The organism is Paenibacillus sp. FJAT-27812 (assembly GCF_001273905.1).
Taxonomy (GTDB): Bacteria; Bacillota; Bacilli; order Paenibacillales; family Paenibacillaceae; genus Pristimantibacillus.
The window spans coordinates 5,550,798-5,575,795 of sequence record NZ_LIGH01000001.1 but is presented as its reverse complement, the minus strand read 5'-3'; the positions used below and the strand labels follow the sequence as shown (position 1 = coordinate 5,575,795).

20 protein-coding genes and 1 riboswitch are annotated in these 24,998 nt (G+C 45.7%); of the genes, 5 read left to right on the top strand and 15 right to left on the bottom strand.

The features are described 5' to 3' along the window. Positions 1-55: 55 nt before the first annotated feature. The 3 genes from ADU23_RS23665 to ADU23_RS23655 all read right to left on the bottom strand — a co-directional run bounded on the left by ADU23_RS23665 (position 56) and on the right by ADU23_RS23655 (position 2,141). Positions 56-928: an NAD-dependent epimerase/dehydratase family protein gene (locus ADU23_RS23665; RefSeq protein WP_053375992.1), complete on the bottom strand. Its 873-nt coding sequence runs from the start codon at positions 926-928 to the stop codon at positions 56-58. 164 nt (positions 929-1,092) lie between these two features. Beyond that, positions 1,093-1,659, bottom strand: a complete 567-nt coding sequence (locus ADU23_RS23660) for a hypothetical protein (protein ID WP_053375991.1) — start codon at positions 1,657-1,659, stop codon at positions 1,093-1,095. Positions 1,660-1,661: 2 nt separating this feature from the next. After that, complete coding sequence (locus ADU23_RS23655; protein WP_053375990.1) at positions 1,662-2,141, bottom strand: RNA polymerase sigma factor; 480 nt, start codon at positions 2,139-2,141, stop codon at positions 1,662-1,664. A 271-nt stretch (positions 2,142-2,412) separates the two neighbouring features. On the opposite strand from ADU23_RS23655, the gene ADU23_RS23650 reads away from it, so the two are divergent. Beyond that, entirely contained in the window at positions 2,413-3,132 is a 720-nt protein-coding gene (locus ADU23_RS23650; RefSeq protein ID WP_231637520.1) for an ankyrin repeat domain-containing protein, read from the top strand. A gap of 51 nt (positions 3,133-3,183) precedes the next feature. Here the strand turns inward: ADU23_RS23650 and ADU23_RS23645 are convergent, their stop codons facing one another. Then, complete coding sequence (locus ADU23_RS23645) at positions 3,184-4,665, bottom strand: Lsa family ABC-F type ribosomal protection protein (RefSeq protein WP_053375989.1); 1,482 nt, start codon at positions 4,663-4,665, stop codon at positions 3,184-3,186. Positions 4,666-5,101: 436 nt separating this feature from the next. Here ADU23_RS23645 and ADU23_RS23640 point away from each other — a divergent pair, with 436 nt between their 5' ends. Beyond that, on the top strand, positions 5,102-5,932 hold the full coding sequence (locus tag ADU23_RS23640; protein WP_053375988.1) for an alpha/beta fold hydrolase: 831 nt from the start codon (positions 5,102-5,104) through the stop codon (positions 5,930-5,932). A gap of 122 nt (positions 5,933-6,054) precedes the next feature. On the opposite strand, the gene ADU23_RS23635 is transcribed toward ADU23_RS23640, so the two are convergent. From ADU23_RS23635 to ADU23_RS23600, 8 genes are all read right to left on the bottom strand, one after another. Next, positions 6,055-7,023 carry an NAD(P)-dependent alcohol dehydrogenase gene (locus tag ADU23_RS23635; RefSeq protein WP_053375987.1) on the bottom strand — a complete coding sequence of 323 codons (969 nt, stop codon included), beginning with the start codon at positions 7,021-7,023 and terminating at the stop codon, positions 6,055-6,057. Further along, positions 7,020-7,247: a helix-turn-helix transcriptional regulator gene (locus ADU23_RS23630; RefSeq protein WP_053375986.1), complete on the bottom strand. Its 228-nt coding sequence runs from the start codon at positions 7,245-7,247 to the stop codon at positions 7,020-7,022. The genes ADU23_RS23635 and ADU23_RS23630 overlap by 4 nt, the downstream gene beginning before the upstream one ends. 1 nt (position 7,248) lies before the next feature. Beyond that, entirely contained in the window at positions 7,249-7,695 is a 447-nt protein-coding gene (locus tag ADU23_RS23625) for a hypothetical protein (RefSeq protein ID WP_053375985.1), read from the bottom strand. A 170-nt stretch (positions 7,696-7,865) separates the two neighbouring features. Next, complete coding sequence (locus ADU23_RS23620; RefSeq protein ID WP_053375984.1) at positions 7,866-10,364, bottom strand: hypothetical protein; 2,499 nt, start codon at positions 10,362-10,364, stop codon at positions 7,866-7,868. A 245-nt stretch (positions 10,365-10,609) separates the two neighbouring features. Next, on the bottom strand, positions 10,610-10,873 hold the full coding sequence (locus ADU23_RS23615) for an effector binding domain-containing protein (protein WP_053375983.1): 264 nt from the start codon (positions 10,871-10,873) through the stop codon (positions 10,610-10,612). A 210-nt stretch (positions 10,874-11,083) separates the two neighbouring features. Further along, positions 11,084-14,971 (bottom strand): discoidin domain-containing protein, encoded by a 3,888-nt coding sequence (locus ADU23_RS23610; RefSeq protein ID WP_053375982.1) that lies wholly within the window; start codon positions 14,969-14,971, stop codon positions 11,084-11,086. A gap of 351 nt (positions 14,972-15,322) precedes the next feature. Next, positions 15,323-16,936, bottom strand: coding sequence for an AraC family transcriptional regulator (locus ADU23_RS23605; protein ID WP_231637519.1), 1,614 nt, complete (start codon positions 16,934-16,936; stop codon positions 15,323-15,325). Positions 16,937-17,067: 131 nt separating this feature from the next. Further along, a complete protein-coding gene (locus ADU23_RS23600) occupies positions 17,068-18,099 on the bottom strand; it encodes an ABC transporter substrate-binding protein (protein WP_053375981.1) in 1,032 nt (343 codons plus the stop codon). A gap of 435 nt (positions 18,100-18,534) precedes the next feature. Here ADU23_RS23600 and ADU23_RS23595 point away from each other — a divergent pair, with 435 nt between their 5' ends. Further along, entirely contained in the window at positions 18,535-20,304 is a 1,770-nt protein-coding gene (locus tag ADU23_RS23595; protein ID WP_269433127.1) for a glycoside hydrolase family 2 protein, read from the top strand. A gap of 52 nt (positions 20,305-20,356) precedes the next feature. Here ADU23_RS23595 and ADU23_RS23590 read toward each other — a convergent pair whose 3' ends face one another. Further along, complete coding sequence (locus tag ADU23_RS23590) at positions 20,357-21,010, bottom strand: FusB/FusC family EF-G-binding protein (protein ID WP_053375980.1); 654 nt, start codon at positions 21,008-21,010, stop codon at positions 20,357-20,359. 247 nt (positions 21,011-21,257) lie between these two features. After that, positions 21,258-22,310 carry an aromatic ring-hydroxylating oxygenase subunit alpha gene (locus ADU23_RS23585; RefSeq protein ID WP_269433126.1) on the bottom strand — a complete coding sequence of 351 codons (1,053 nt, stop codon included), beginning with the start codon at positions 22,308-22,310 and terminating at the stop codon, positions 21,258-21,260. A gap of 153 nt (positions 22,311-22,463) precedes the next feature. Next, a riboswitch (purine riboswitch) is annotated at positions 22,464-22,565 on the bottom strand. A gap of 341 nt (positions 22,566-22,906) precedes the next feature. Here ADU23_RS23585 and ADU23_RS23580 point away from each other — a divergent pair. Both ADU23_RS23580 and msrA read left to right on the top strand, forming a co-directional pair. Beyond that, positions 22,907-23,704, top strand: coding sequence for an HAD family hydrolase (locus ADU23_RS23580; protein ID WP_053375979.1), 798 nt, complete (start codon positions 22,907-22,909; stop codon positions 23,702-23,704). Between the two features lie 7 nt (positions 23,705-23,711). Further along, the gene (msrA, locus tag ADU23_RS23575; protein WP_053377799.1) at positions 23,712-24,230 is read left to right on the top strand and encodes a peptide-methionine (S)-S-oxide reductase MsrA; all 519 of its coding nucleotides are present in this window, start codon (positions 23,712-23,714) and stop codon (positions 24,228-24,230) included. Between the two features lie 204 nt (positions 24,231-24,434). On the opposite strand, the gene ADU23_RS23570 is transcribed toward msrA, so the two are convergent. Beyond that, positions 24,435-24,971 carry a flavodoxin family protein gene (locus ADU23_RS23570; protein WP_053375978.1) on the bottom strand — a complete coding sequence of 179 codons (537 nt, stop codon included), beginning with the start codon at positions 24,969-24,971 and terminating at the stop codon, positions 24,435-24,437. Positions 24,972-24,998: the final 27 nt, after the last annotated feature.

The window sequence follows — 24,998 nt, the reverse complement described above, 5'->3', positions numbered from 1 at the left end:
TACTTAAAAAAGCAGCTAATCCGGACAACTATCTTCCTTCTAATCGATATCCTAACTACATTTCCGGGATTTCAGAAGGAACCTTAAGGTTTATGACATCGATCCCTTTTTCGTCGCGTGCTTTTAAGTCTCGCAGAAACTCAAGGAAGCCATACCGAGGTTTCCAACCAATTGTGTTTTCAGCCTCAGAGAGGTCATGTTGCTCCACTTGCTCAGGCAATTCGATTCCGTATTTCTTTAACAAATGGATAGCACCAGGAACATGTGTCTCACACCAATCCGGCCCTTGTTTTTTGAAGTTTTGGATGGTTTCTATCGGCATGCCGTGATTCGTATGAACAATCGTGCGAAAAAGACCTACTCTCTTCTCCAAAACTGCTTCGACTGCGGCAACTGTAGCTGCAGCAACGTCCCTTCTATCGACACCATTGCGAAGCAACCGTTCTCCGAACTCTAAGTACGGGCGTGGTATAAACTCATGGTAACGAAGCATGGCTATCGATGCACCGGTCATTTCATGATAAGATCTACAAAGATCTTCCCCAATAACTTTACTAACCCCATAGATCGATGACCATCCATATGCCATTGAAGAAGCATATACAATAGATTGAATCCCCAATTGCCTGCATGCTTCCAGAACATGGAATGTGCCATCTACATTTACAGCAAAAATCGTTTCATCGCTAACAGGCGGATTGTGTGCACAGTGCCATGCTGCCAGATGAACAACCGCATCCATACCTGTTACAGCTTGACGCACATCTCCGGGGCTCCTTGTGTCGCACCTAACAAACTCGATTTCTCTCAAATCGTCCGCATTTGGAGGCATAACATCTGCCATCCTAACCGAATAACCTGCTTGAATTAATGCTCTGCAGACAGCTTGACCGCCATTGCCGGCAGCACCGGTTACAAGAACTTTCATGAGCTCACACCACCAAACTTATTATTTAAGTAATTTATTCGTCATCCTAAAGAAACACCCTTTTTTTCTTCCAGCATTTTTTGGATATGGGATTGTATCTCTTTCATTGCCTTAGCAAAAAACCGCATCCCTATGTGAATGCGGTTTGTCTGTTAATGGTTCACTTAAAAATTGTTGTAAATAACGTCCGCGGTGACTTTCCCGCTCGTGATGTCTCCCGAGGTGAAGCCGGATACCGTATGGCCGACTTTAAATTCTTTGCTCACTAATTGCTCTGATGGATCAGGTGCTGTCGGACCCGTTATGCCATAAGTCGTTTTTTCCGTTACCGTCACCCATAACTCGCCGATTCGGAAGCTTTGTCCGTCGGCGCTTACTTCATCAATGACACCTTCAATGTTGACTCGCTGCTTAGCCGAAGTACCAGATCCCGGACCGTTATTTCCATTAACGCCGTTTGGATCAATAGCAGTCCCATTTCCACTTCCGTTCTGGTTAACCGCATACAGGCTCAAAGCTAATACAGCGCAAGCGGCAATGCTCGCCGCCCAGATAACTGCCTTGTTTTTATTTGCTGCCGGATTGGCTGTTCTCATAGGCATTTTTCCATCTCGTTTATCGTTAACGATTAGTTTATGCCTGTCTAGGCTTAAGCGCTCAAGCGTACGTTCTTGAAAGTCTTCGCTCGTTTTCAATTTGGACATGGCCGATTTATAGCTCGATTTTTTCATCTTCAGAGATCACCGCCTATAACTTCTTTAAGTTGCTTGCGCCCGCGAGCAAGCCAAGTGCCTACCGTCGCGGGTTTGGCATGAAGAATGTCCGCTATTTCTTCCAAGGAGTAGCCTTCGTAATAATGGAGATGGATCGGTATCCGATATTTTTTATCCAATGATAAAACAGCCTGCATGACCGTGTATTCGTCCTTTGGAAGGTATGACAGGTTGTCCGGTATGGGGCTCCGACTTTTAAACCAGCCCGTCTTGAGCAGGTTCTTGCATTTATTGATCGTTGTTCGGATTAACCAGGCTTTCTCATGATCAACGCTGTCGAAGACGGGGGATTTCTGGAGATAGGCCAGGAATACTTCCTGAGCAACTTCCTCCGAATCGGCAACGTTTTTGAGATAGGCGAACGCTATCTTGACCAGACTGTCGGAATAGCTCGCCACGGCTTTGCGGACGGATTCATTGAGCTCGTATGCATCGATCACCTGAAGTCCCCCTTTCACTAGTGATACAATCGAGTGGCCCGTTATTTTCATGCTGCAAATACCAGTATGTCCATCTGCCCAATATGGCAACAGTCTCCGTGCCAGAAGCAAACCAAAAGCCCCGCTGGGCATTAAGGTTTTGTGATCATGTTAATCTGTTGTTTAGAATTTATTAACATCTGGTTTCTTTGGTGTTTAACTCTCTCTGCTATGATAGATGTATACTAGTGCTATTAAATTAACTTATTTTTCAGGAAAGGATGGGTATGCTGTGCTGAGAATAGCCATCATCATTATCGTGCTTATCATTTCTGGCTGCCAGAAAAGTGATGATCAAGTGCTGAACAACGAGAAGCAGCAAGCAGCCCAAACGGTGAATAACGAAATGGACAATCTGAACAAAGCATTGCTAACTGCGGCGGAGCAAGGTGATATCGCTTCGATAACCAAGCTGTTAGCCGAAGGTGCCGACATTAATGCAGTTGACCGTCAAGGAAGAACCTCTGCGATGATAGCCGTACATGCAAACAAGCTGGACGTTTTTAACCATTTGGCGGGTCTGGGCGCCAACATAAATATACAGGATGATCGTTTGGATAATCCGCTTCTTTATGCAGGCGCGGAAGGCAAGCTGGAATTTGTCCAAGCTGCGATTGCTGCCGGCGCAGATACGACCATCACAAACCGTTTTGGCGGCACGGCGCTTATTCCTGCAGCGGATCGCGGCCATGTTGCGATCGTGAAAGAGCTGTTAACCACATCCGATGTCAATATTAATCATGTGAATCATTTAGGCTGGACTGCACTTCTTGAGGCGGTCATTCTTGGGGATGGCGGGGCCGATCATCAAGCAATCGTAAAGTTGTTGATTGATCACGGCGCTGATGTAGAACTTGCTGATTCAGACGGGGTTACTCCCCTGCATCATGCCAAAAACCGAGGGTATAAGGAAATGTCCGAGGCTCTCCAGCTTGCAGGTGCAAAAAAATAGGAGCAACAATTTAAATGGCCGGCAGCTTTATTCTGCCGGCCATTTCCTTTATCATTTCAGTTCAATGGTCTTGGTTGCAACATTGCTGCAAAATTCCTTGTCATGCTCCACAAAAAGAATAGTAGGCGAGTATTCAAGCAGCAACTCTTCAATTTGCATCCGTGAAATAATATCAATAAAATTAAGCGGTTCATCCCATATATGCAAATGAACCTCCTCGCTCAAACTTTTTGCAATGAGCACTTTCTTCTTCTGCCCTCCGCTAAAATCGGAAATATCCTTTTCAAACTGAATTCTGGAAAAATCAAGCTTTCTTAAAATGGATTTAAATAAGCTTTCATCAATCCCGTTATTTGCGGCAAAGTCAGACAAGTTGCCTTGCAGATGGGAAGTGTCCTGTGACACATAGGATATTTTCAGCTGAGTATCCTTCCTGAAGCTGCCTGTATAGCTTATATCCTCACCGCAAATCAATTTGATGATGCTCGATTTCCCCGAGCCGTTTTTACCCGAAAGCGCAATTCGGTCACCTTGCTCAATCGTAAAGCTTACGTCTGCGCAAACCGTCTTATCGCCGTAAAAAATCGAAACATCATCCATTTCAACAAGCTGGCTTTTATGAAAAGCAAGCTGCGAAATTTCTAAGCTGTCGGCGTTTTCGATATTTTTCAAGAGCTTAGACTTTTCATCAATCGCAGATTGCTGCCTTTGCTCAATGGACTTGGATCTTTTCATCATTTTAGCGGCTTTGTGGCCAACATATCCTTTATCTAGCTTGGAGCCTGAGTTTCGGGTTCCGTTTTTTGTTTTTTCGACTTCATGCGACCAGTTGCCCGTTCTTCTAGATGAATCCGATAAGCGCTTAATGTCTTTTCTAAGTTTTTCGTTCTCCGCAAGCTCAAAGTTATCTTGCCTCTTCTTATTTTCCCACCAACCGGAGAAATTGCCTTTTTGAATTTCGATGTTGGTTTTGTTGATGGAAAGGATATGGTCTACGCAGTTATCAAGAAAGGATCTGTCGTGAGACACCAATATAAATCCGCTTTTGGATTTAAGATAATCACTGACAAGTTTGCGTGCATGCATGTCAAGATGGTTGGTGGGCTCATCGATCAGCAGAAAACTATTTTCTTTAATGAATAACGTAGCCAGCAGCACTTTGGTCTGCTCCCCGTTCGACAAAGAATCAAAGGGCCGGTACAAAACATCTTCAGAAACCTTTAGCAGCGTAAGCTCGCGCATTAATTTCCAGTGAACATAGTCCGGGAATATGTCTTCGATTACATCGATGGTATTGTTTTCCTTATGTTCGACATGAAAAGGGAAATATTCGAAACGGACATGAGCGGAAATATTACCGCTATATTCATATTTGCCTAGCAGCAAACCCATAAAGGTTGTTTTCCCCCTGCCGTTTCTTCCCGTAAATCCTAATTTCCAATCGCTATCAATTTGAAAATTGACATTTTCAAATATGTTATCGTAGCTGCCTTCATAGGCAAACGTCAGGTTTGTAACATTAATTAATGACATAAAATCATCCCCTGTATGAAAAATAAAAAAGCTACAAGAAAGTTACCTTCTTGTAGCTCAAATAAATACAGTTAATCAAACCCCACTATGGGATTAGATACGGGTATATTGTTTGAGTGAAAAGATAAAGTAACTTTCTTGCATATAAAGAATAAAACACGCGAAATAAACTGCGTTTTTTGTTTTATTGTTTTATATAGATAGCAAGAAATATTACATTATCCGTTTCAACTCCAATCCATGAATTAGCTGTATCTTAACATACTCGCTTTTTAGTTTCAACAACTATAGGGATAAGTATGCATTTAAAATTCTTTTCCCTCCTTTTTATATATTCATGACAAGAGCTGTCACTATTAAGCTTTACAATTAGAATCAATCCCAGCTAAGCACAGCTTACTCGGAGCTAACTTTTGAAAAAAAAGGAGAGCACAAAATGACGCATTCTTATCATCCACTGGGCATTAGAAAATTTTTCAGATCGGGTGATCTAACCCTTTCCTATCTTGATTTTGAAGGCGACAGCCATAAGATACTTCTGCTGCTGCACGGTCACATGGGTAATGCTAGAGAATTTGCTAAGCTCGCACACAAATTCGCCGATTGGCGGGTGATCGCTTTAGATCAGCGCGGCCATGGTTGGAGCGAGCATCCTCCTGAGAAAGACTATTCGAGAGCGAGCTATATTGCGGACATTTTCTCTTTTATTGATCAAGAACTTGGAGGAACCCCTGTAACGATACTGGGTCATTCGCTCGGTGGGGTTAATGCCTATCAATTTGCGGCCAGATATCCTGAGCTTGTCGACGCAGTCATTGTAGAGGACATTGGCGTAGAATTAAATCACGATATCTCATACGTTGTTAACCTCCCGGAACGCTCTGCATCCTTGCAGCATCTAAGAGAAGCGCTTGCCGATGCAGGGTTTAGAGCCATTGACTACTTTTCTGAGAGCGCGTTTGAGGATGAGAAAGGTTGGGGCTTTCGATTTGATATCACAGGGATGGCAATCTCAACCCAAGGCATAAACGGAAATCACTGGGGCGACTGGCTTGCCTCATCCTGCCCTATTCTGCTAGTCCACGGGCAAAAAAGCTGGGCACTCCAATTAGATGAGGCAAAGAGAATGGTATCACAAAGACCTCTTACAAAGCTTGCCGTTTTTGAACAATGCGGACACGGTGTCCATTCCGACGACGTAAACGGCTTTTATCAGGAAGTAAATGTTTTTTTGGAAGGGCTAATCGATCATCGTTCAGTAAAATGAAACACATCAAAATGCATGTGATGTTACTGGGGATATTGACGGCTTCAGGGGTGTTTAAGGTTGGTCTTCGCCAATGAAGATCAACCTTTATCTATAAGTCCAGTTATGACAAGAATAGCACCTTAGTGTTGCGGAGTTAGGACGACGTTTCCTCTTTTGTGTCCTTTTTCTACATATTTGTGAGCCTCCGCTGCCTCTTCCATCCGATAGCGTCTATCGATGACAGCCTTTATTTTCCCCGTCTCAAAAAGCTCTTTAAGGAAAACGAGATTTTCTTTGCTCTGCTTTAAGCCTGCAGCCGTGAACATGGCTTTTTTGCTTCCGAACTTTGAAGTTCTTAGCATTTGAAGCATTGTTCCAAGCGCCGGTACCGTCGAGAGATAGATCCCTCTTTGGCTAAGCGTGCCCTTGCATTTTGAAAATGAAAGCTTGCCTACCGCGTCGAAAATAACATCATACGTCTGGCCGCTTTTAGTAAAGTCCTCTTTGGTATAATCAATGACCTTATCGGCTCCGATTGACTTCACCCATTCTAAGTTTTTGGTGCTGCATACACCGGTCACTTCTGCTCCGAAAAACCTGGCAAGCTGAACGGCATAAGCGCCTACTGCGCCAGATGCGCCATTGACCAATACCTTTTGCCCGCGCTGAATTTTTGCCGTATCTCTGAGGAAAACCAATGCAGTCAAGGCGCCGTCACAGACGGCAGCGGCTTCTTCATAGGTCGCATTGGCTGGTTTTGTGATCAGCGGTTTATCTTCGGCCAAACACATGTACTCGGCATAAGCCCCAAAGCTGTTTGGACTTACACCAAAAACCTGATCGCCTTTTTTGAATAACGTTACCTCTTTGCCTACCGAATCCACTTCCCCAGCGAGCTCAACGCCCAATATCGAATATTTGGGCTTTCTGAGGCCATAAATAAGTCGGATCATAAAAGGGTCTGCCTTGCGAAAAGCACAGTCCGAGGGTGTTACTGCCGCTGCATATATTTTTATTCTTACCTCATTATTGTTGGGTGTGGGCTTCTCTACTTCTTTCAGCTGTAAAACTTCCGAAGCTCCATATTGGGTGCAAACAATCGCTTTTATAAAAACTCCTCCTTATTTTCGATAAAAAATACTTCTTCGAGCGGCAAGCTGAAGACAAAAGCGATACGAAAAGCCAGTTCCAGAGAAGGCGAATATTTTCCTTGCTCAAGCGCTACGATCGTTTGCCGGGTCACGCCAGCTTTTTCGGCTAGCTGCTGCTGGGTCATTTCATTATGGTTAAAACGTAATTTACGAACGTTATTGCTAATAAGCAATTTGCCCATCTTAGACTCCTCTCCGATAAAAATAAATCTGAGTAATAACGCCGACCACCTCTGACATTAGGCCTGAGAAAATAAGGATGATGAACATCATATAGGGCGGCATGCTCATGACCAGCGATCCCATCGCAAGAAGAAAACCAATGACAAACGCATAATGAGAGTTTCTTGTTGCTTTCAACGCAATGATTTTGTCTAGTTCATCTGCAAATGAGGGTTCTTTTTCATTCGTTGCTATCCGGTAAATGATATTGAATACGATTGAAATAATGATTTTGGCAACTACCGACACCGGGATTAAGATTAAGATGACGGAAGCCCAAAAGCCGAAGGTAGCCGTTGAATTTTGGGTTGCTTGTGGATACCGGTCGAACACATATAAACAATAGAATACAAATACCAGTAAGCTGCCCATTAGAGACACGATATTCTTCTTTTCCTGATAGGACATATTTTCTCCTCCTGTTTGCTAATCTTTACTTCAAGTAAAGTATTATGTACATAATGTAATCTATTTCATACATGGTGTCAATTATGAATTACACATAAATGCGAAAAAAAGGCATAATGCCGCATGAGCATATGCCAATAACTTCGAAATAGATAATTGAAAAATTCGGTTTAAACAATTGCACGCACTTGATCGATTTGATAAACATCCATACCGACCATTTGCATATATTGAGGACTTTCTTTAATAAACTGTACCTTTACCGTAAAATCCTGCTCATTCAGCCGGCCGTTTATGTAGCCAGTATCATATAAGCCCTTGAAAGGGACGCTTACCTGCACCTTTTGTCCGATGTTCCATGATCTTGCCCGTAACACTTGGGAGATTGTCTCTCTATCCTGCAAATCACTCAGCAATACGTCCTGATCCTTTTTATCCTCCTTCTCCTGCTCCTTCCTATCGAGCTCCGTAACCATATCGACTTCAACGGGCGCATCAAGCTGATTCAGAATGTATTCATCAAAATTAGCAGCTTTATAGGCTTTTGGATATGCAGCCTTCAAGGTATGGAGCAGCGTGTTCAAGCCATAGAGCCATTTTTTCGCTTCCAGATTGTCAATGTCCCCGCCTTTCTTATCGGAGTCAGGTGAAAAACGGTCGATTGCATTCGGATCAAATAACCCGTAAAGCGCCTCCTGAAGCTGCTTCTTCAGTTTAGTTGAGACAATGGGCTGGTTATCCTCAAAAGACAGCAGCAGCTTGCGATGCCGGCCTTCGTTTCGGCCGCCAGGGACGCCTCCGGTGACCACCGTGCTAAGCGGCGTTACGTTCACGAAATCTAAGTAAGCATAGATAAGCTGCTGAAGATGCGCAATAACTGATTGCAAATTGCTGAAATCGATTTCTTGATCAAGAAGCTTACGCAGCCATCCTTCCGCTTCACCCAGCATATGAGCCTGTTTGCCGTCTACCTGATCCTTCAGTACCGTATAGGCTGATGAAGCAAATGCTTCAAGTGCTAAGCTTTCCAAAGCTCTTGCAGCTGCTTTGGGCGTCTTGCCCGTCATCGTGGTACGGACGGCATCGATATGGGCGGTCCATGCGGTTGAATGGGCCCCCATCCCTTCGGTGCTGGAAAATGGGCTTTTCGTACGGCCTTTAATAAGTACATCGCCAATTTTTCCACTCTCATCAAGGAAAACGGTACTCATGAGCGTTCCGCTGTTTTCGCTAATAAAATCGGATGGACCGATGGCTACTGCCACAGGTTCTGCTTGTTTGGCCAGCACATCCTCGATCGGCACATTATTGGTCCCGCCAAGATTTTGGAAGGCGCGTTTGCCGCGCAGCAAATCGTATATGATTTGATAGGCCTCATCATTGCTGCCGGATAGCTTAAAGTTCTGTTCAACCTCTTCGGCGTCATTTTGCCGGATAAGCAGCAGCCGAAGCTCTTCGGTCAGTTGTTTCTCTTGATTCCATTCAGCAAACTCATAGGAGTATGGATAAGCAACTCTGATTGTATCAAGAAAATGCTGCAAGCCGAGCGCCCATACTTCACAGATCAATACCGGATTCTGACTGTTAACGCGGGACTGCGCGAATACGCCCGGCGTCTCGGCGGCAAACAGCTTGCGAAGCTGATTCTGCACCTTCGTTTTGAGCTGAGGCTTCTTCTTAAGGTCTACCGCCTTGTTATCCTTCTTGATGTCGGCGAGCACCTTTTCGTAATATTGAATGGTCCGCTCGTGTTCTTGTATGCTCTCCTCTGCCAGTTCCGCATTATCCTCGGTTTCCATCATACTTTCTGCGTTCTTTTTTTCTTCTTCCGCACCTTCGATAAACTCGTTCGCCGAAGACGCGGATTCGTACAAATTTAACAATTCCCTCGCCGAGCCCTCGCCGTTCCCTCCCGGATTTCCGCCAGCTACCGTTGCCATGGGCAGGTAATTAACGAAAGTCAAGAGCGCGCTTATAAGCTTCTGCAGCTGCACGATAACGGAAAAAGAATCGATGATATTCTTTTCATCACAGAAAGGCTCGACGTTTGAAACCGCCGTATTTAGACCTATATTCGCATCATCGAGCTTTTTCTTATGGGCTTCCTCCAAGTGGGCCGATAGCCGAAGCAGCGGCGATGCTTGCTGTGCTTTGGCAAAATTAATGATATATTTACATGCTTCATCAAGGAGATAACCGATCAACTGCCGGCGAACCGCATCAAGATGAGCTACCCAAGCCGTAGAGTGGGCGCCCATTGTTGCGGTGAAAGGAGAAGGCGTGCGTCCTGCGATCAATACGTCAGAGATGGCAATGTTATTGGGATTCTCATCTGATTTAAAGTCTTCATTTGGCCGAATTTCCGATAACACGCGCTGCACGACACCGCGCGAGCTGCCAGTTGAAAGCGTTGATCGGGGCAAGGATGATTTTTCGGCGCGATCCCTTGTCACGACTTGCGGTGACGGCATTCGCTGCATCAATTGCTGTGTCTGGCTGTTTCCAAGCGTCTGCTGCCAGCTTAGGAGCTGGGCTTGCGAAAGGTTCGAGGCTGCCATCGCTTGTATCATAGGTAAACCACTTGCAGGCTGCATGCTGGAGGTTTCATTTGTTTGCTTTACCTGAGGCCGTTTCTCCGGGGCATTCCGATTGCCTGCTTGTTCCTTCATTCGTACACCTCCTAGAATGAAATACTTCCATTATCCTCCATCCGATAGATGCCCGCAACGACTTTTTTTGAGCCAAATATGTCGTTCAGCTAACGTTACTTCTCCATGCGAAGCAAACACTGCTGCACATATCCGATGAATTATCTAGCAGCACGTGAGTGGAACGACAAACGCAACAGATTGATCGATTCCGTTCTTATGACGCATAAAAAAAAAGAAACCGCGCATTTACGCGATTCCTTTTTTTAAGCTTCAATAGGCAGATAAATGTCAATTGCGCTCTCTTCTTGCTCAAGGGTGTCAATAGAACCCCAATATTCGAAATCAAAAGGCCGTGCTCCGTCGATCCCTTGATCTCGGATGGAATCATAAGTTTTTCCGATTTTGGATTCCGGTCCAATATGCGTAACCTTCACATAGCTGCCGGCAGGTATCGTGTGCGTAACAAATCCCTCGGGTATGTGGGTGAAATCACTTACTTCTACCGCGACTACGCTTACGAACGGCACATCTGGCGTCCATTCGCAATCCTGATAAACTTAAATCCCATTGGTTGCGGGACGATTGCTCGAAGGCTACAGACGGAGCATAAAGCAGCAAAAGATCGACTCCCCACGCCGCTGACGTAGAGCTGATTCCCCCTTCATGCATCCGCCCTAAAATATATTCCGTAATATTAAAAAGGAGGAGTTTCGAAAAACTCCCCCCACTGCCCATTTTTATTGAATGATCAAACCAAAACCGTTTTGGATGTAATTCACGTTAGGATTAGCGATATTGCTGGTCGTTAGATTGTTGAACGTAGCAGAGCCATTGCCGGTATAGGTGTAGATGGCCGCTCCCTTATGTGGCGATGTGAACCTAGAGGTTAATATTCCATCGAGACCAGTCCCGTTGATGTTGATGTTGTTGAATACGATATTTTCAAATCCGCCGCCGTATCCGAACTGAATCGCACTGCGCTGCGTGTTAACAATATCGATGTTGGTAAAGGTTACATTTTTGATGGAATCGTTTGAAGCCTCTAGATCGATCGCGCCGCGCTCCCCGTTGTAAAGGTCTTTACTCGTACCGCTGTTCATAATAGTCGTATCCGAAAAAAGAATGCCGGTATTGTTCTGGAAGTGGTAACCCGGGAACACGGTGTTCATTCTAATGCCAGAACCGCCTACTGTATCGATGATGATATTGTTTGTTGCCTTGTGTCCTCCTCCTCCAAAAAACGCAATGCCTGCTGCGCGCCAGTTGTTTTCAATCGTGTTAAAGGAGAACGTATTATTTACGCCCGCAGGCGCGCCATTGACGTTACTCGTCCATACGGCAAGGCCGTCGTCTCCGTTGTTTCTGACGCTGCTGTTGCGAACGGTCGAATTGCTTGTTCCTTGAGCGAAGTTGACGCCGTCGGCAAGGTTGTTTCTAATTCGGCTGTTCTCAATAATTAGGCCATCAGCAAAGATTGCCGGCGTATGAGCGTAATCCCCTACCCAGAACCCGCATTCAAAATGCTCAACCCATACATTGTGCACTTTTGAATTTTTACCGAAATTGTCCATAAAGCCTTTATAGATTGCATTCTCGTGGTAACGCGATCGCAATTTTGAATTCATATAAATATGGCTGAAATCAAGCTTGCCTTTGACACGGAACGAAATGCCGCCGGAAGCCGAATTCGGGTTCGTAAACTGAATATTCGTATGCCAGATGCCGGCGCCTGCAATCGTGATATCATCGATCATATTGCTGACCGACCCAATCTTCCACATGTTCCCTAGATGGAAGGTTCCTTCTGGAATGTATAACGTTTTTCCTGATGTAACCGCAGCTGTTACTGTCGCTTCAAACGCTGCAAGATCATCTAATCCATCATTGGCTATCGCGCCAAAATCCGTTACGGATACGGAGTTTGCCGGACGGGCAATTGCAGCGGGAACCGGCTCGATTTCGAGGAAGTCAACGCCATATTCCAGGCTATCGGCGTTGCTCTTTTGGATTCGAATCGTGTCGCCAGCTTGAAGCGGGGTATCTAGCTTCCAGTGTACCTCATCAAAACGGAAAAGCGGGCGTCCTCCAGCAGGTGTATCTGCGGGTTGATCGCTAGAGAAATATTGCCAGTTGTAATAGGATGTCAACGGCACGGTCTTGGCTTTAACTCCGTTTACGTAAACGTCAAGTGAACCGCTCAGTCCCATTCCATCTGCTGAGTCAGGCATCGTAAATCGCATCGTTACCCCAGCGCCTGTATCGCCTTGACGAACCGTCCATTGCAAGTAGGAGCCATTCGTAGGCAATGCAACATAACGCTGGCCTGAAGCTTCTGAAGCAATTAGCGCTTGATCAAATGTTGGCGCGGACTGCAGCGTGGCGCCTCCGCCTCTCGTTGCGTCATCCGTGTCATATCGGCTATATGGCATGCTTGCGCCACGAGCGGAGTAGACGACTAGAGGTGTTGAGCTTACGTTGTTAGCCTGTTTAATTAACAATTCATTAGCATCAGCTGCTACCGATGTTGTTATCGTGTAGTTGCCGGTTGCCGCTGTCCATGATCCAGGGATGGCAACATTCGCGGATGCCCCCGCAGCCAAGGCTCCGTTATAAGATCCGTTATAGGTTTGAATCGTTGCTCCGGCAGCATTTTTTAACACGATGGTGATCCCGTGAGCACCGCTAGCCGAAGGCAGGTTTCCTTGGTTTTTAAGACTGACGTTAAAAGTGACCGCATTATTGGCAACCGGATTGCTAGGCGTCCAAGAAACCGTTCCGACTAAGTCAGAGCTGGCAACGGGAGCAACGATGAGCGAAGCTGGGTTTGCAAAGCTGTTGTTCGCGTTGTTTTGCTCAATAATGGCGTTGCTCTCATCAACGATGGCGCTGACCGAGTACGCAGCAGCGGCTTTCGTCCCTGCATTCAGTGATACGGTAGCCGAGGCGCCTGCTGCCAGTACGCCAACTGGCGCAGATCCCGCAAGCGTGTTGTTCAGGTAAAAATTGACCGTAGTTGAAGCAGAGCTGGCATTGCCAGTGTTCTTAACGGTCGCGTTCAGCGTAATGGCGCTGGTTTCTACCGGTGAAGCTGGTGCCCATGACATTTCTGTAATGGTCAAATCCGGGTTTGGCGCTGGCGTGCCGTAAACTTGGAACTCGGCGATTTGCCCGCCGGGAGCGCCGGAATTCGACGTAATGTTAAGCTGCAGACGTTTTACAGTCGCCGTCACCGGAATGGTCACCGTGTTATCGGTGGCGGGATTGAACGTATACGATTGTTCTGAAACGAGATTGCTAAAGGTCGTTGTATTCTGATTATGTCCCAGCACTTGAATCGACTGGGTGCGCGTGCTCCATGCGGTGGACGGGTTCAATTTAAGCACGATGGATGTAACATTATGGTTTGCTCCAAGATCGAGCGTCAGTACGCTTGAGCTGCCGCCTTCCCAGTAGGTTGCGGCGTTGTTATCGTTTGCGTTTGCAGCTACGAATGTTTGTGTGCTGGAGGATGCGCTAATCGATTTGCCAATCGCAATGTTGCCGCCAGGTGGAGCTGTCGGCGTTGATGTTGGTGTAGGTGTAGTCGTTGGAGTTGGAACTGGAGTTGATGTAGGCGTCGGTGTTGGAGCCGTTGTCGGCGCCGGTGTAGCCGATGGCGTTAATGTAGGCGTTGGCGTGGTGCTCGTGGTCGCGGCAACCAAGATTTGGTCTAGGTTAACGTTCCCTGAATCGCCTGCATCGTATTTGTATGCGATCGTATTGCTGCCCGCATTCAGGCTAAGCGATTCAATGCTGGTGCCCCATGTATCCCAGTTTGCTAGACTAGGCAGCGAGGATTGACGAATTTTTGCACCGTTGACGTAAATGGTAATCGTCTTTGCGCTTCCGCTCGCATTGGCGTATTTCAGCGTCACGTTACGGCTGCCTGCTTCTGCTACGTTGACCGTAAACGTTGTTGCAGCGCCCTGTGCCCAGTACCCGTCAACAAAGCCTGTTCCGGAGTAACCGGTGTGGTCCGTGTTTACTTTTGCCCCGCCGGACAATGCAGCGGACTCCGCTTGGTAAGTGCCCGATGGCGCGGGTGTTGGCGTTGGTGTCGGCGCCGGTCCGCTCTCGCCATAAATTTCGATTTCGGATAGCTGGGCTGCCGGCCAGCCTGTATTGCCTGTTACTTCTAACCGAACATAACGTGTGCTTGCTGCTCCAAAGCTGATTGTAACCGAATTGTTGTCAATCGAAGGGTTAAACGCATAAGCCGATGGACTAACAATATTCGTAAACGTCGTGCTGTTTGTACTCCCTTGAATGGCGATGGTTTGTGTCCGCGCCTCCCAGCCTGCCGGAATCTTCAAAACGATCTGGTCTATGCTCGTATTTGCGCCAAGATCGACTTGAATCCATTGCGGGAAGGCGCTGTTCGTGCTTTCCCAGTAAGTTGCCTGATTACTGTCTTTCACGTTGCTCGGGCTGTATGTTTGGGATTGACCGCTGGCGGTTATGTTTTTCCCTAACGTAAGATTAGGTCCGCCTGCAGCAGAAACGGGAGCGAAAGGCCCCGCAGACAGGTATAAGCTTGAGATCAGCATGGCAATGACAAGCGACCACGCGACATACTTGTTGCGCATTATATTCCTCCTCAATAAGTTGTCGGTGCGAGAAACGGAGTGCAATTCCATTCATAAAATGATAGCGGTTACATATCAGAGCATCTCGCTTATAAGCGTTCACCTTCGTTCCGGTTCTCCCTCCCCGCTTGACGATTTTGGCATGGCAGAGGATACTCTTTTCCCTGTCATACACTCTCATTATAGAGACTGAGCGGCCCAAGCTATAAGATGCAATATTACGGAATATGTATGCATTTCCACGATCATACGGTAACCGTGCCAGCTGTTCTGCTAAAAAAAATAGAATCCGCTGTTTATGCGGATTCCGTGCGCAGCTTGATTGAATATTGCTTATGCCGTTACTGATTGTTAGGCAAGCGCACGCAGGACGTCATCGATTTTTTTGCCATGCGAGAGGACGCCGTAATTCATCCAGCTGAGAAAATCGACCTCGAACACGCGGTTACTGCGTACAGCGGATAGGGATTGCCAGTCGGATGACGCAAAAAGCTTCTTCTTCTCATGGTCTGAAATCTCGAACGTGACGAACAAGTTATCGGCATCAAGCTGTGCAAGCTGTTCGACTGTAAGCTCGGCAAACCTTGCGTTATTCGTTAGTTGACGTACAAGCGGATGAGGCGTCAATTCCAAATCCTTGTATAGAACGGGACCTGTATAGCTTTTATCGGGACCGCCATACATTAAGATCCCTTGCGCATTGACTCGAAGAAAAACAGTCGTTTGATGCCGGATGGAGCGAAGCTTTTTCCGGGCGGCATCTGCTTTATGTTCATAGTCGGATATAATATCAACAACCTTGGCGCTCTTGCCCCTGCCGATCAAATCGGCCATCGTTCGTAAAGTCTCCTGCCAGTCTTCTCCTTGATTGGACATTTTATAAAGCGGGACCTTCTCCTCGAATAAATTTTGATCCCATTTTTCCTGAAACCCAACGTCAACTATAATAAAATCCGGCTTCAGCGGAAGCTGGACCGTTTGTGTAACGAATAAATCAACAGCTGGAATATGCTCGAGTCCCAAATAGGACTGTTTTCCCCAATTCGAGATGGAGCATTGGAGGATCGGCGTCACGCCAAGCGTCACTAGAAAATCCTCAAGAAAAGGAGCGAAGACGCGAATATCCTCCCGGTAATGCCGCCGATATTGACCTGGCGAAAGGCCAACCGATTGCTTGAAACGGCGGTTAAAATAAAATTCATTGCCGAATCCGGCGTTCTGTGCGATGTCAAATAAACGGTCATCGGTCTCTTGCAGCAGATGCTTGGCTTGGTCAATTCGGATGCCGGACAAATACTGCAGCGGAACCTGACCCGTCATCTCTTTGAACAGTCGTGTATACTGCCAACGACCAACATCAGCCATCTCTGCGAGCTGACTTACCGACCACTCGCTGCGATAATCACGGCGAAGCTGATCAATGGTGGCCTCAACGGCATCGCGGCTGCTCTGGGCGTGTGATGCGGTGAGATTTTGCCTGAGAATCATGCGAAGCAGCTCTTGAAAACAGATGTTTTGATCGATCATGGACAGCTCATCGTTAGCTTCTGATAAGGAATGTTTATATAGCGTCTCAATCAGTTCCAAGCAATGGGAGAACGGTTCGCATTCAACTTCACCTACACATGGGAACGTTTGGTACGACCCTTTTTCCAAGCTGGCTTGCTCTCCTTGTCCAATATATTGCACCTCGAAGGCCAGTTCATAATAGGAAAGTCCTTGTTTGTAGGCTTCGCATGCGACTGTCATACCTGGCTCAGAGATGAAGCATTTGCCACGCTCGATAAGATAGCCAAGTCCATCTAGAACCAAGCGCCCTCCGCCGTCCATAAAAATATGTAATAGAAAGTCTTCTTTTTTATACACTTTCAGTTGTTCATGTGGTCCAAATTCCTTATAAACGACTCTGATTAAGCGATAGAGCTTGTTAACAGAAGCTTTCCTGTCGGGGTTAGTCTCTCGCATAGATTTACCCGTCCCTTCCCTCATGTGAGAACGATTATCATTTAAATACTATAAACGATAAAGAAGAGCACTTCAACTGTAGGTTGAAATGCTCTTCGGACAAATGATGCCAAGTGATTGCCGCTTTTCTGTTATTTCAGCAATAATCTTTTTAAATCCTCGATCTTGAGCAGATTAGCTTTAAATGCACCCGTTTGCCAGTATGTCCGTTCAACTTGATAAATGTTACCTTTCTTGACCGCAGGAACGCTTTGCCAGATTGGACTATTCATTAATCCATCGATAGATTCTTTATTCTCAGGCGACGTCCATTTTCCGTTTGAAGTCAAAATAATGATATGATCCGCATTCAGATCAGGGATCTTCTCCATGGAGATGTTCTCAATGAAGTTCTCCATTTCTGCGACCATCTTTGGCGGCGTTAATCCTAACTCTTTGTACAGGATAGAGCCGACGAATTTGTTTTTAATGCCGAGCAAATTGAGGTCTGTCTCCCCGATATTAAGTCGCATGACAGCAACGGATTCGTTCCCGATGGCCGCTTGCAGCTTCTCTTTTGTATCTGCGATGGTTTGCTCGTAATCCTTCAACAGACCTGCCGCCTTATCTTTTTCGCCTATGAGATCAGCAATGGTTAAGAGAATTTCAGACGATTTGCCCATTAAAATCTCATCAGGCATCCGGTATGTTGGAGCGATTTTAGAATATTTCTCATAGCTTGCTTGATCCGCGTAGCCATCGGTAATGATGAGATCAGGCTCTGCATCCAGCAGCGCTTCAATATTACCCGTTATATCGAATTCAGGGGCGTTTAGATTTAAATATTCCTGTTTGCCCCAAGAAGGATGGTACCACTGTACGACTGGCTCCACGCCAAGGGCAACTAAATAATCCTCCAAATAGATGGCCGCAATACGCTTTGGTTTAACCGGAATTTCAACCTCTCCGAAAAAATCCTTTACGATCCGTGTTCCGCTGTCACTTGCCTGTACGATCTCGTCGTTCTTTGCTGCTGTGTCTGTTTGTGCATTTCCATTGTTCGTTGTTTCTTCAGAAACGTTCTTCTCTCGCGAAGTGCTGCAGCCTGCGAGCACCGTAATGATAATTAGAAGCGCAAGGAGACCTCTTCGTATGTTGTTGCGCGAACCTGCATGCAGAAACATGTTTAACCCACTCCTGTGTATGTATGGTAGTAACGAAATGTCATTAATGATTATCATTCTCATCTCGCTCATGAGCAATTATAACATCATGGATAGTGAATACAATGCTCATTCTATTGTGATTATTTTATACAAACGCGTGATAGGAATGATTAACGGTATGGATTCTGACTAAGAAAAAAGATAAACCCCTATCCCAAAAACAACCGGCTAGCAGTAAATCGCTTAGCCATAAGCCGGTTGCGGAAAGGTTTAGGATGAAGGCTCGAAAATGTTTTAGATTAACCTTAAAGTTATCTACAAGGATGATTATTTACGAATATTCGCTGTTGACAACCCTATAATCGTTTTCATATACTGGTTTTGAGTCGATTTCCTTGAAATACATCTTTTATAATTAACTTTAAAATTAACAAGATTACGAGGAGGATTATTGTGACAGCAGCTAAACAACCTATTCCAAGACCAGAATATCCGCGTCCGCAGATGGTTCGCTCCGAATGGCGCAACCTGAACGGCGAGTGGGAATTTGAGATCGATTATGGCAAAAGCGGAAAGCAGCGCAATCTGTTTGAAGCTTCTTCACTAAAAGATAAAATTATCGTCCCTTTCTGCCCGGAGAGCAAACTTTCAGGCATTGAGAGTAAAGATTTTATGCCAGCCGTCTGGTATCGCAAGGAAATCGAAATACCTGCTGAATGGAAAGGCAGCCGTACACTCATACATTTTGGCGCGGTCGATTACGAAACGGAAGTGTGGGTGAACGGAAAATCCGCAGGCACGCATCGTGGCGGTTATTCTTCCTTTGCCCTTGATATCACCCACCTGCTCCAAGCCGGCACAAATGTGTTAACGGTATGTGCGGAAGACGATCTCCGTTCAGGTTTGCAGCCTCGCGGCAAGCAATCGGGCATGTATCATTCCCATGGATGCGACTATACGAGAACAACTGGCGTTTGGCAGACCGTATGGCTGGAGTCCGTACCCGAACAATATATGCAAACCTTCAAGCTGACTCCGGATGCTGAGAATCAATCCCTTCATGTCGAGGGTGAGTTTCTGGGGGCAGATGGTTTAACTTTTGTTGTAGAAGCAAAATTCGGCGGCAAAACGGTAGGCTTACAATCCGCTGTAGTAAATGGCAATCAAGGTCGTTTGACGGTTAAGCTATCCGAAAGCCATTTGTGGGAGATAGGTTCGCCTAATCTTTATGACCTGACTTTATCTCTTCAACATAACGATAAAATCATCGATACGGTTGAAAGCTATTTTGGCCTTCGCTCTGTAAAATGGGATAGCAATGCAATCCTCATTAACGGCAAACCTGTATTCCAACGTTTGGTGCTGGATCAAGGCTTCTATCCTGAAGGCATTTATACGGCTCCAACGGATGAAGATCTTAAAAGAGACATTGAATTGTCAATGAGCCTTGGTTTTAATGGCGCACGCTTGCATGAGAAGGTGTTTGAGGCGCGTTTCTTGTACTGGGCAGATCAATTGGGCTACATCGTTTGGGGCGAGCATGCGAACTGGGGTCTCGATATTACGACGGCAATTGGCCTTCAACAATTTTTGCCTGAGTGGATGGAGATCGTCAAACGCGACTATAATAGCCCTGCTTTAGTGGGCTGGTGCCCGTTCAATGAAACGTGGGACGGTCCGCAAGGCGCCCGACAAAATGATGAGGTGCTGCGCATTACCTACCAAGTGACCAAGTCATTGGATGCTACTCGCCCAGTCATTGACACGAGCGGCAATTTCCATGTCATCACAGATATTTTTGATGTCCATGATTATGAACAGAATCCGGAAAAATTTGCTCAACATTATGAGGCAATGCGCAGCGGCGGAGATCGTTTCGTCACCTTCGACAATCGTCAAAAATACGAAGGCCAGCCTTACTTCGTCAGTGAATATGGCGGCATTTGGTGGAATCCAGGCCAAGTCGATCAGAAGAGCTGGGGTTATGGCGATCGTCCGCGTTCGGAGGAAGAATTCATCTCCCGGTATGAAGGATTAACGTTAACGCTGCTGGAGAACCCGTACGTTTGCGCATTTTGCTACACGCAGCTCTACGATGTCGAACAGGAAGTAAACGGTCTCCTCACATATGAGCGGAATCATAAATTCGATCCTGAGGTCATCCGGCGCATTAATGCAACTGTTGCTGCAATTGAGAAACAAGCAGTGAATTCTGTAAAATAAGCTGACTTGCTCAAAACAAACAAGCGATCCCATACGGGATCGCTTGTTTGTTTTATTGACCTAATAAGCTGCTAATGAATTTATCTAATGCGGCGGTATCCGTGATGTTCTTATTGCAAACATCGCTGTTCACGCACATATAATTGCCAATCGCTTTGTAGTAATCGGGAGAAGCATTGGCTGGCTTCTTCGCAATCGCCGTAATCAAGGCGATCTCCTCATGCCGATTACACAAAAAACAGGTGCTTTTCTTATTTGTAGGCGTTAACTTCCCTTCAATTCCGACAAGCTGCCCGTTAAGACGATACACGAGAAACAATTTGTTCGACGCAATATCGCGCCAGCCCATGTAAGTAACATAACGGTAATCAAAAGCATCTAAATCGGGGACCTTAAGCTTCTTCACTTTGTGAAAGAGCTTTTTGATTTGGGCTGCAGTCACTTCTGCAAAAGGCATCATCAAAGGTTCTAACGATTCCAAATAGTGCTGGAAATCTTCCGTCTTATTTAGCGTCGAAATCTTCTCCAGATGCTGCTTTTGAAGCTCTGTCGCTTCCGGGAACGCCTCTATTGATTTGATTTGCGCGCTGGACCTTACCGCCTCCACTACTTTCGGATCAGATACGGTGTTGCACGCAGTTTGCAGCAGGTTTACCTGTTTTTTTATTAAGTTATATTGATGGTTTCTAATAAATGGATTACTCATTGCTTTTCAGCCCCTTATTTTTATTGAAAATATAAGTGGCAAAGCCATCATTAGAAACGATATAAGCTGAATTGGGCGAAAATATTTCATTCCGGCCCCATGCAAAGTATCGCCCTAATACTAGGCTTTGCATGAGCAGATTCTTCTTCCGGCAATTTGATTTGCCATACCTATCGCCTCCCTTGCCCCTACATTATAAATGAGATATCGCTTTGACTGCAACTTGTATGCAGCGCTGGAATTGAAACTAAGACGTGTAGTTCCTGCCGAGTCCAAGCTCGGTAAGAAGCTGGCGGTAAGCAATGGATGTGCGGTCGGCAGGAATATGAGCTTCTGCCGCCAGATCAAGCGGAAGATCTTCTGGCGTTTGAGCTTCGACCATTTCCCGATCTTCTTGAAACACTTGCAAATTAAAGTTTACCGTATCTTCGACTGGCGCTTGTTTATCGAAATTCCGTGATATCGGACAAAATAAACGCGTAAAACGTGCCGAGACCGGAGATGCGCAATTTAGAATCATCAGCTTTGCCTCATCCGGAAAATGAACCGTAAGCGACGCGGCAAATGGAGCAAATACCCGAAAAGCGCGTAGCCACATAGAACCTTCAGGCGCAGGGTTTTCCTGCCCCTTGCCATAGTTGCTGACCGTGCTCCAATAATCGGCAAGCAGCTGATCCCCTTCCCTTTTTACCTTGTATTGCGGCACTTCGGTGTTGTTGCGATCTCCAAAGGTTTCGGTATGCACGTATGCAAAATGGGATACATCCAAGAAACCTTCCATCTGGCGTCCTGCCGAACCGGCGATATCAAAGCTAGGCGGTAAAATATTAATGAAATCCGGATCATCCCAGCCTGCGAATTCCGGAATTTGTTCATTGGTAGAAGCAAGTGAAGTCCAGATTAGACCATATCTCTCGATGGCAGGATACATAATCAATTTTAGCTTGGGTGAAATTTTGGAGCTTGGATGTGCCGGAACTGCGATGCAGGCACCTTCGCAATTGTAGCGAAAACCGTGATACGGGCATACGATTTCGTCATTCTCCACCCAGCCCTTACTAAGAGGGGCGCCGCGGTGAAAGCATAGATCTCGGGCGATAACGACTTTGCCGTGGCTTCGATAGCAAACGAGCTTAACATCTAACAGCTTGACGGCGACTGGTTTATCCGCAATCTCGCTTGCAACGGCTACGGGGTACCAGTAATTGGAGAGAACATGCCAATCATTCGGAGTAAATGTACAGTCGCGGGGAAGTTCCGTTTTATTAAGCTCGGCTTGTGATTTCGATTTCATATTCATTTTTTCTCACCTCATTATTTATTTGGGCTTGCTGTTTGCAACAACTTACTTCCCATCCTGCCATTGAAACGCAAAAAACCCAGGCTTAAGAGGCGCATTGTGAAATTATCCTTCAGCCTTCGAAACCGTAGCGGCAGCGAAAACAAGGATACTTCGACTCATGCGGCCTCTTGTAGCCTGGGGCAATTACGGTTGCCTGGTCGAGACGCTCAAACCGATTAATGAGCTTATACAAGAGTTAATGTTATGTTTCATAACACGAATATGACTTTATAATAATGGCGCAATCCATTTCTGTCAATCGTTAATTGGCCCCATTTCGTTCTGGAAGCTGCACATCAGATCCAAAAACCCCTTACACAACAGGGATTGTAAATATAATCGAGCAATTCACTTTCATGATCACAGTTAAATCAGATATCTTTATTGCTTGAATTTTGGCTGAATGTCCATATTCATATGTCAGAAATAGTGACGTAAAAATCAGCTGATCAACGCTAAATAAACTTGTACTTTTGCAGTAAACTAATTTAATCTAGTTATATCTATTTATATCAAAACAAGATTGAATTCATTTAAAGAGAAAGGAATGTCATATGATTTTTGTATTCGATTTAGAAGGTACGATTTGTTTTAAAGGACAGCCTGTCTCGGAGACGATTCTAAGCTGCTTAGAAGATCTGGCACATGCTGGGCATGAAGTTATTTTTGCTTCTGCTCGTCCTATCCGGGATATGCTTCCGGTGCTTCATGAACGTTTTCACCGCTTCTCCCTGATTGGGGGCAATGGTTCACTCGTTTCTAAAGAAGGCAGTATTACGCACATAGAAACATTTAGCGAGGATCTAAAAAATGTGCTTCTAAAGCATATAGAAGAACATCAAGCGACTTATCTGATTGATAGTCATTGGGACTATGCGTATACCGGCGCATTAGATCATCCTATTCTAAAAAATGTCGACACCTCAAACCTTGCCAACCGTGTGGATGCCGAGTCCCTCTTGTCCATTGTTAAGATACTCATCCTTACGGCGAACGATTCGGAAGTGTTGGAGCAAGAGCTCTCGAGTCTTGGCGTAGTTGTTCACAGACATCGCAATGAAAATGTGATAGACATTAGTCCGCAGAACATTCATAAGTGGAGCGCTCTGCAAAAGCTAGGCGTAGAAGAAAAGCAGTTTATCGCTTTTGGCAACGATACAAACGATATAACGATGTTCAAGAATGCCCAGCAAGCGATTATGATTGGGCATCATGATGAGCTTGCGCAGTATGCTACGGAAGCGATTCCGCTAGTTGGAGATTACGAAGCAAAAATCGTAAAAAAGCTGCAGGAACTAGCTAGTTCAATTACACAACATGCTATAATAAATGAATTCCATGAAATGAGGTAATAAAATGATACAAAAAGCAACGTTTGCCGGTGGCTGTTTTTGGTGCATGGTAAGCCCTTTTGAGGAACAGCCAGGCATTCACGGCATTTTGTACGGTTATATGGGCGGAACGCTGGAGAATCCAACTTACGAGCAAGTATTAACGGGGGAAACGGGACATTTGGAAGTGGTGCAAATTACGTTTGACTCCACCATCTTCCCTTACGAAAAGCTGTTAGAGCTTTATTGGCCGCAGATCGATCCTACGGATGCTGTTGGGCAAGGCAATGATCGCAAGAGCCAGTACCGTGCGGCAATTTTTTATCATAATGAGGAACAACTCCAGCTTGCTCAAAAGTCTAAAGAGGAGCTCGGCAAGAGCGGCCGGTTTGACAAGCCTATTGCGACTGAGATTGAGGAAGCACAGGTGTTTTACCCGGCTGAAGAGTACCACCAGAACTATCACCGCAAAAACCCGGAATTTTATAAAGAATCAAGAGTTTATTCAGGACGCGATGCAATTATTGAGAAATATTGGAAATCATAACGAGCTCAACTAGCGGGAGCTTTTCCAGCTGAGTGGTCTATTAAACTTCTCACGAGTGAAATTAGCTGGAGCTTTTCCTGTTAATTGTACGCAGACGGTAAGGTTTGAGGATACTTCTTCCTATGGACAAACCAAAATACGCCAAACGAGCCTTAGAAGTGATTCTAACCGCTCGTTTGGCGTTTTATTATGCTAGTTGAAAGCTCAAGAGCGCCATTTCTTCCGTATTTCCTCAACCGTTGCCAAGGAAACCGTATCCTGCAAAATATCACCCGGCTGATTGCCTCTGCCTAATATATAGCCAGCAAAGCTTGTGCCCGTATAATCAAAAATATATTGGAATTGCTGAACGAGCGGAATTCCTTTCAAATGAGGTTCATCATCGCCAATGCCAATGACGTAGGCTGTTTTTGTCGCGAAATTCGCTAGAAAATCTGCCTTATTCTCTCGCAAGGATTGTGACCAACGATCAATGAACGTCTTGGTCAGCCCGGATGCGCCATACCAATAGATCGGTGTTGCAAACACGAGAACATCCTGCGCGAGCACGCGTTCTATCACTTGATGATAGTCATCCTCTGGATAGGGTCCCTTCTCGGAATGACGATAGTCTGTGATAGGGTCAATGCGATAGTCAGACAAATGAATTTTATCTGTCTCAAACCCATCCACCAAAAGATTAGCTAACTGCTCCGCATTACCATTTTTGCGCGAGCTTCCATAAATGACTGCGATCCCCATCCGTCTGTCCCTCTCCTTTTGCTAGCT

Excerpts from the sequence above, each read along its gene's own strand:
- ADU23_RS23665 (WP_053375992.1), bottom strand. The coding sequence starts at position 928 with ATGAAAGTTCTTGTAACCGGTGCTGCCGGCAATGGCGGTCAAGCTGTC.
- ADU23_RS23660 (WP_053375991.1), bottom strand. The coding sequence starts at position 1,659 with ATGAAAAAATCGAGCTATAAATCGGCCATGTCCAAATTGAAAACGAGC.
- ADU23_RS23645 (WP_053375989.1), bottom strand. The coding sequence starts at position 4,665 with ATGTCATTAATTAATGTTACAAACCTGACGTTTGCCTATGAAGGCAGC.
- ADU23_RS23640 (WP_053375988.1), top strand. The coding sequence starts at position 5,102 with ATGACGCATTCTTATCATCCACTGGGCATTAGAAAATTTTTCAGATCG.
- ADU23_RS23630 (WP_053375986.1), bottom strand. The coding sequence starts at position 7,247 with ATGGGCAAATTGCTTATTAGCAATAACGTTCGTAAATTACGTTTTAAC.
- ADU23_RS23625 (WP_053375985.1), bottom strand. The coding sequence starts at position 7,695 with ATGTCCTATCAGGAAAAGAAGAATATCGTGTCTCTAATGGGCAGCTTA.
- ADU23_RS23620 (WP_053375984.1), bottom strand. The coding sequence starts at position 10,364 with ATGAAGGAACAAGCAGGCAATCGGAATGCCCCGGAGAAACGGCCTCAG.
- ADU23_RS23610 (WP_053375982.1), bottom strand. The coding sequence starts at position 14,971 with ATGCGCAACAAGTATGTCGCGTGGTCGCTTGTCATTGCCATGCTGATC.
- ADU23_RS23605 (WP_231637519.1), bottom strand. The coding sequence starts at position 16,936 with ATGCGAGAGACTAACCCCGACAGGAAAGCTTCTGTTAACAAGCTCTAT.
- ADU23_RS23600 (WP_053375981.1), bottom strand. The coding sequence starts at position 18,099 with ATGTTTCTGCATGCAGGTTCGCGCAACAACATACGAAGAGGTCTCCTT.
- ADU23_RS23590 (WP_053375980.1), bottom strand. The coding sequence starts at position 21,010 with ATGAGTAATCCATTTATTAGAAACCATCAATATAACTTAATAAAAAAA.
- ADU23_RS23585 (WP_269433126.1), bottom strand. The coding sequence starts at position 22,310 with ATGAATATGAAATCGAAATCACAAGCCGAGCTTAATAAAACGGAACTT.
- ADU23_RS23580 (WP_053375979.1), top strand. The coding sequence starts at position 22,907 with ATGATTTTTGTATTCGATTTAGAAGGTACGATTTGTTTTAAAGGACAG.
- ADU23_RS23570 (WP_053375978.1), bottom strand. The coding sequence starts at position 24,971 with ATGGGGATCGCAGTCATTTATGGAAGCTCGCGCAAAAATGGTAATGCG.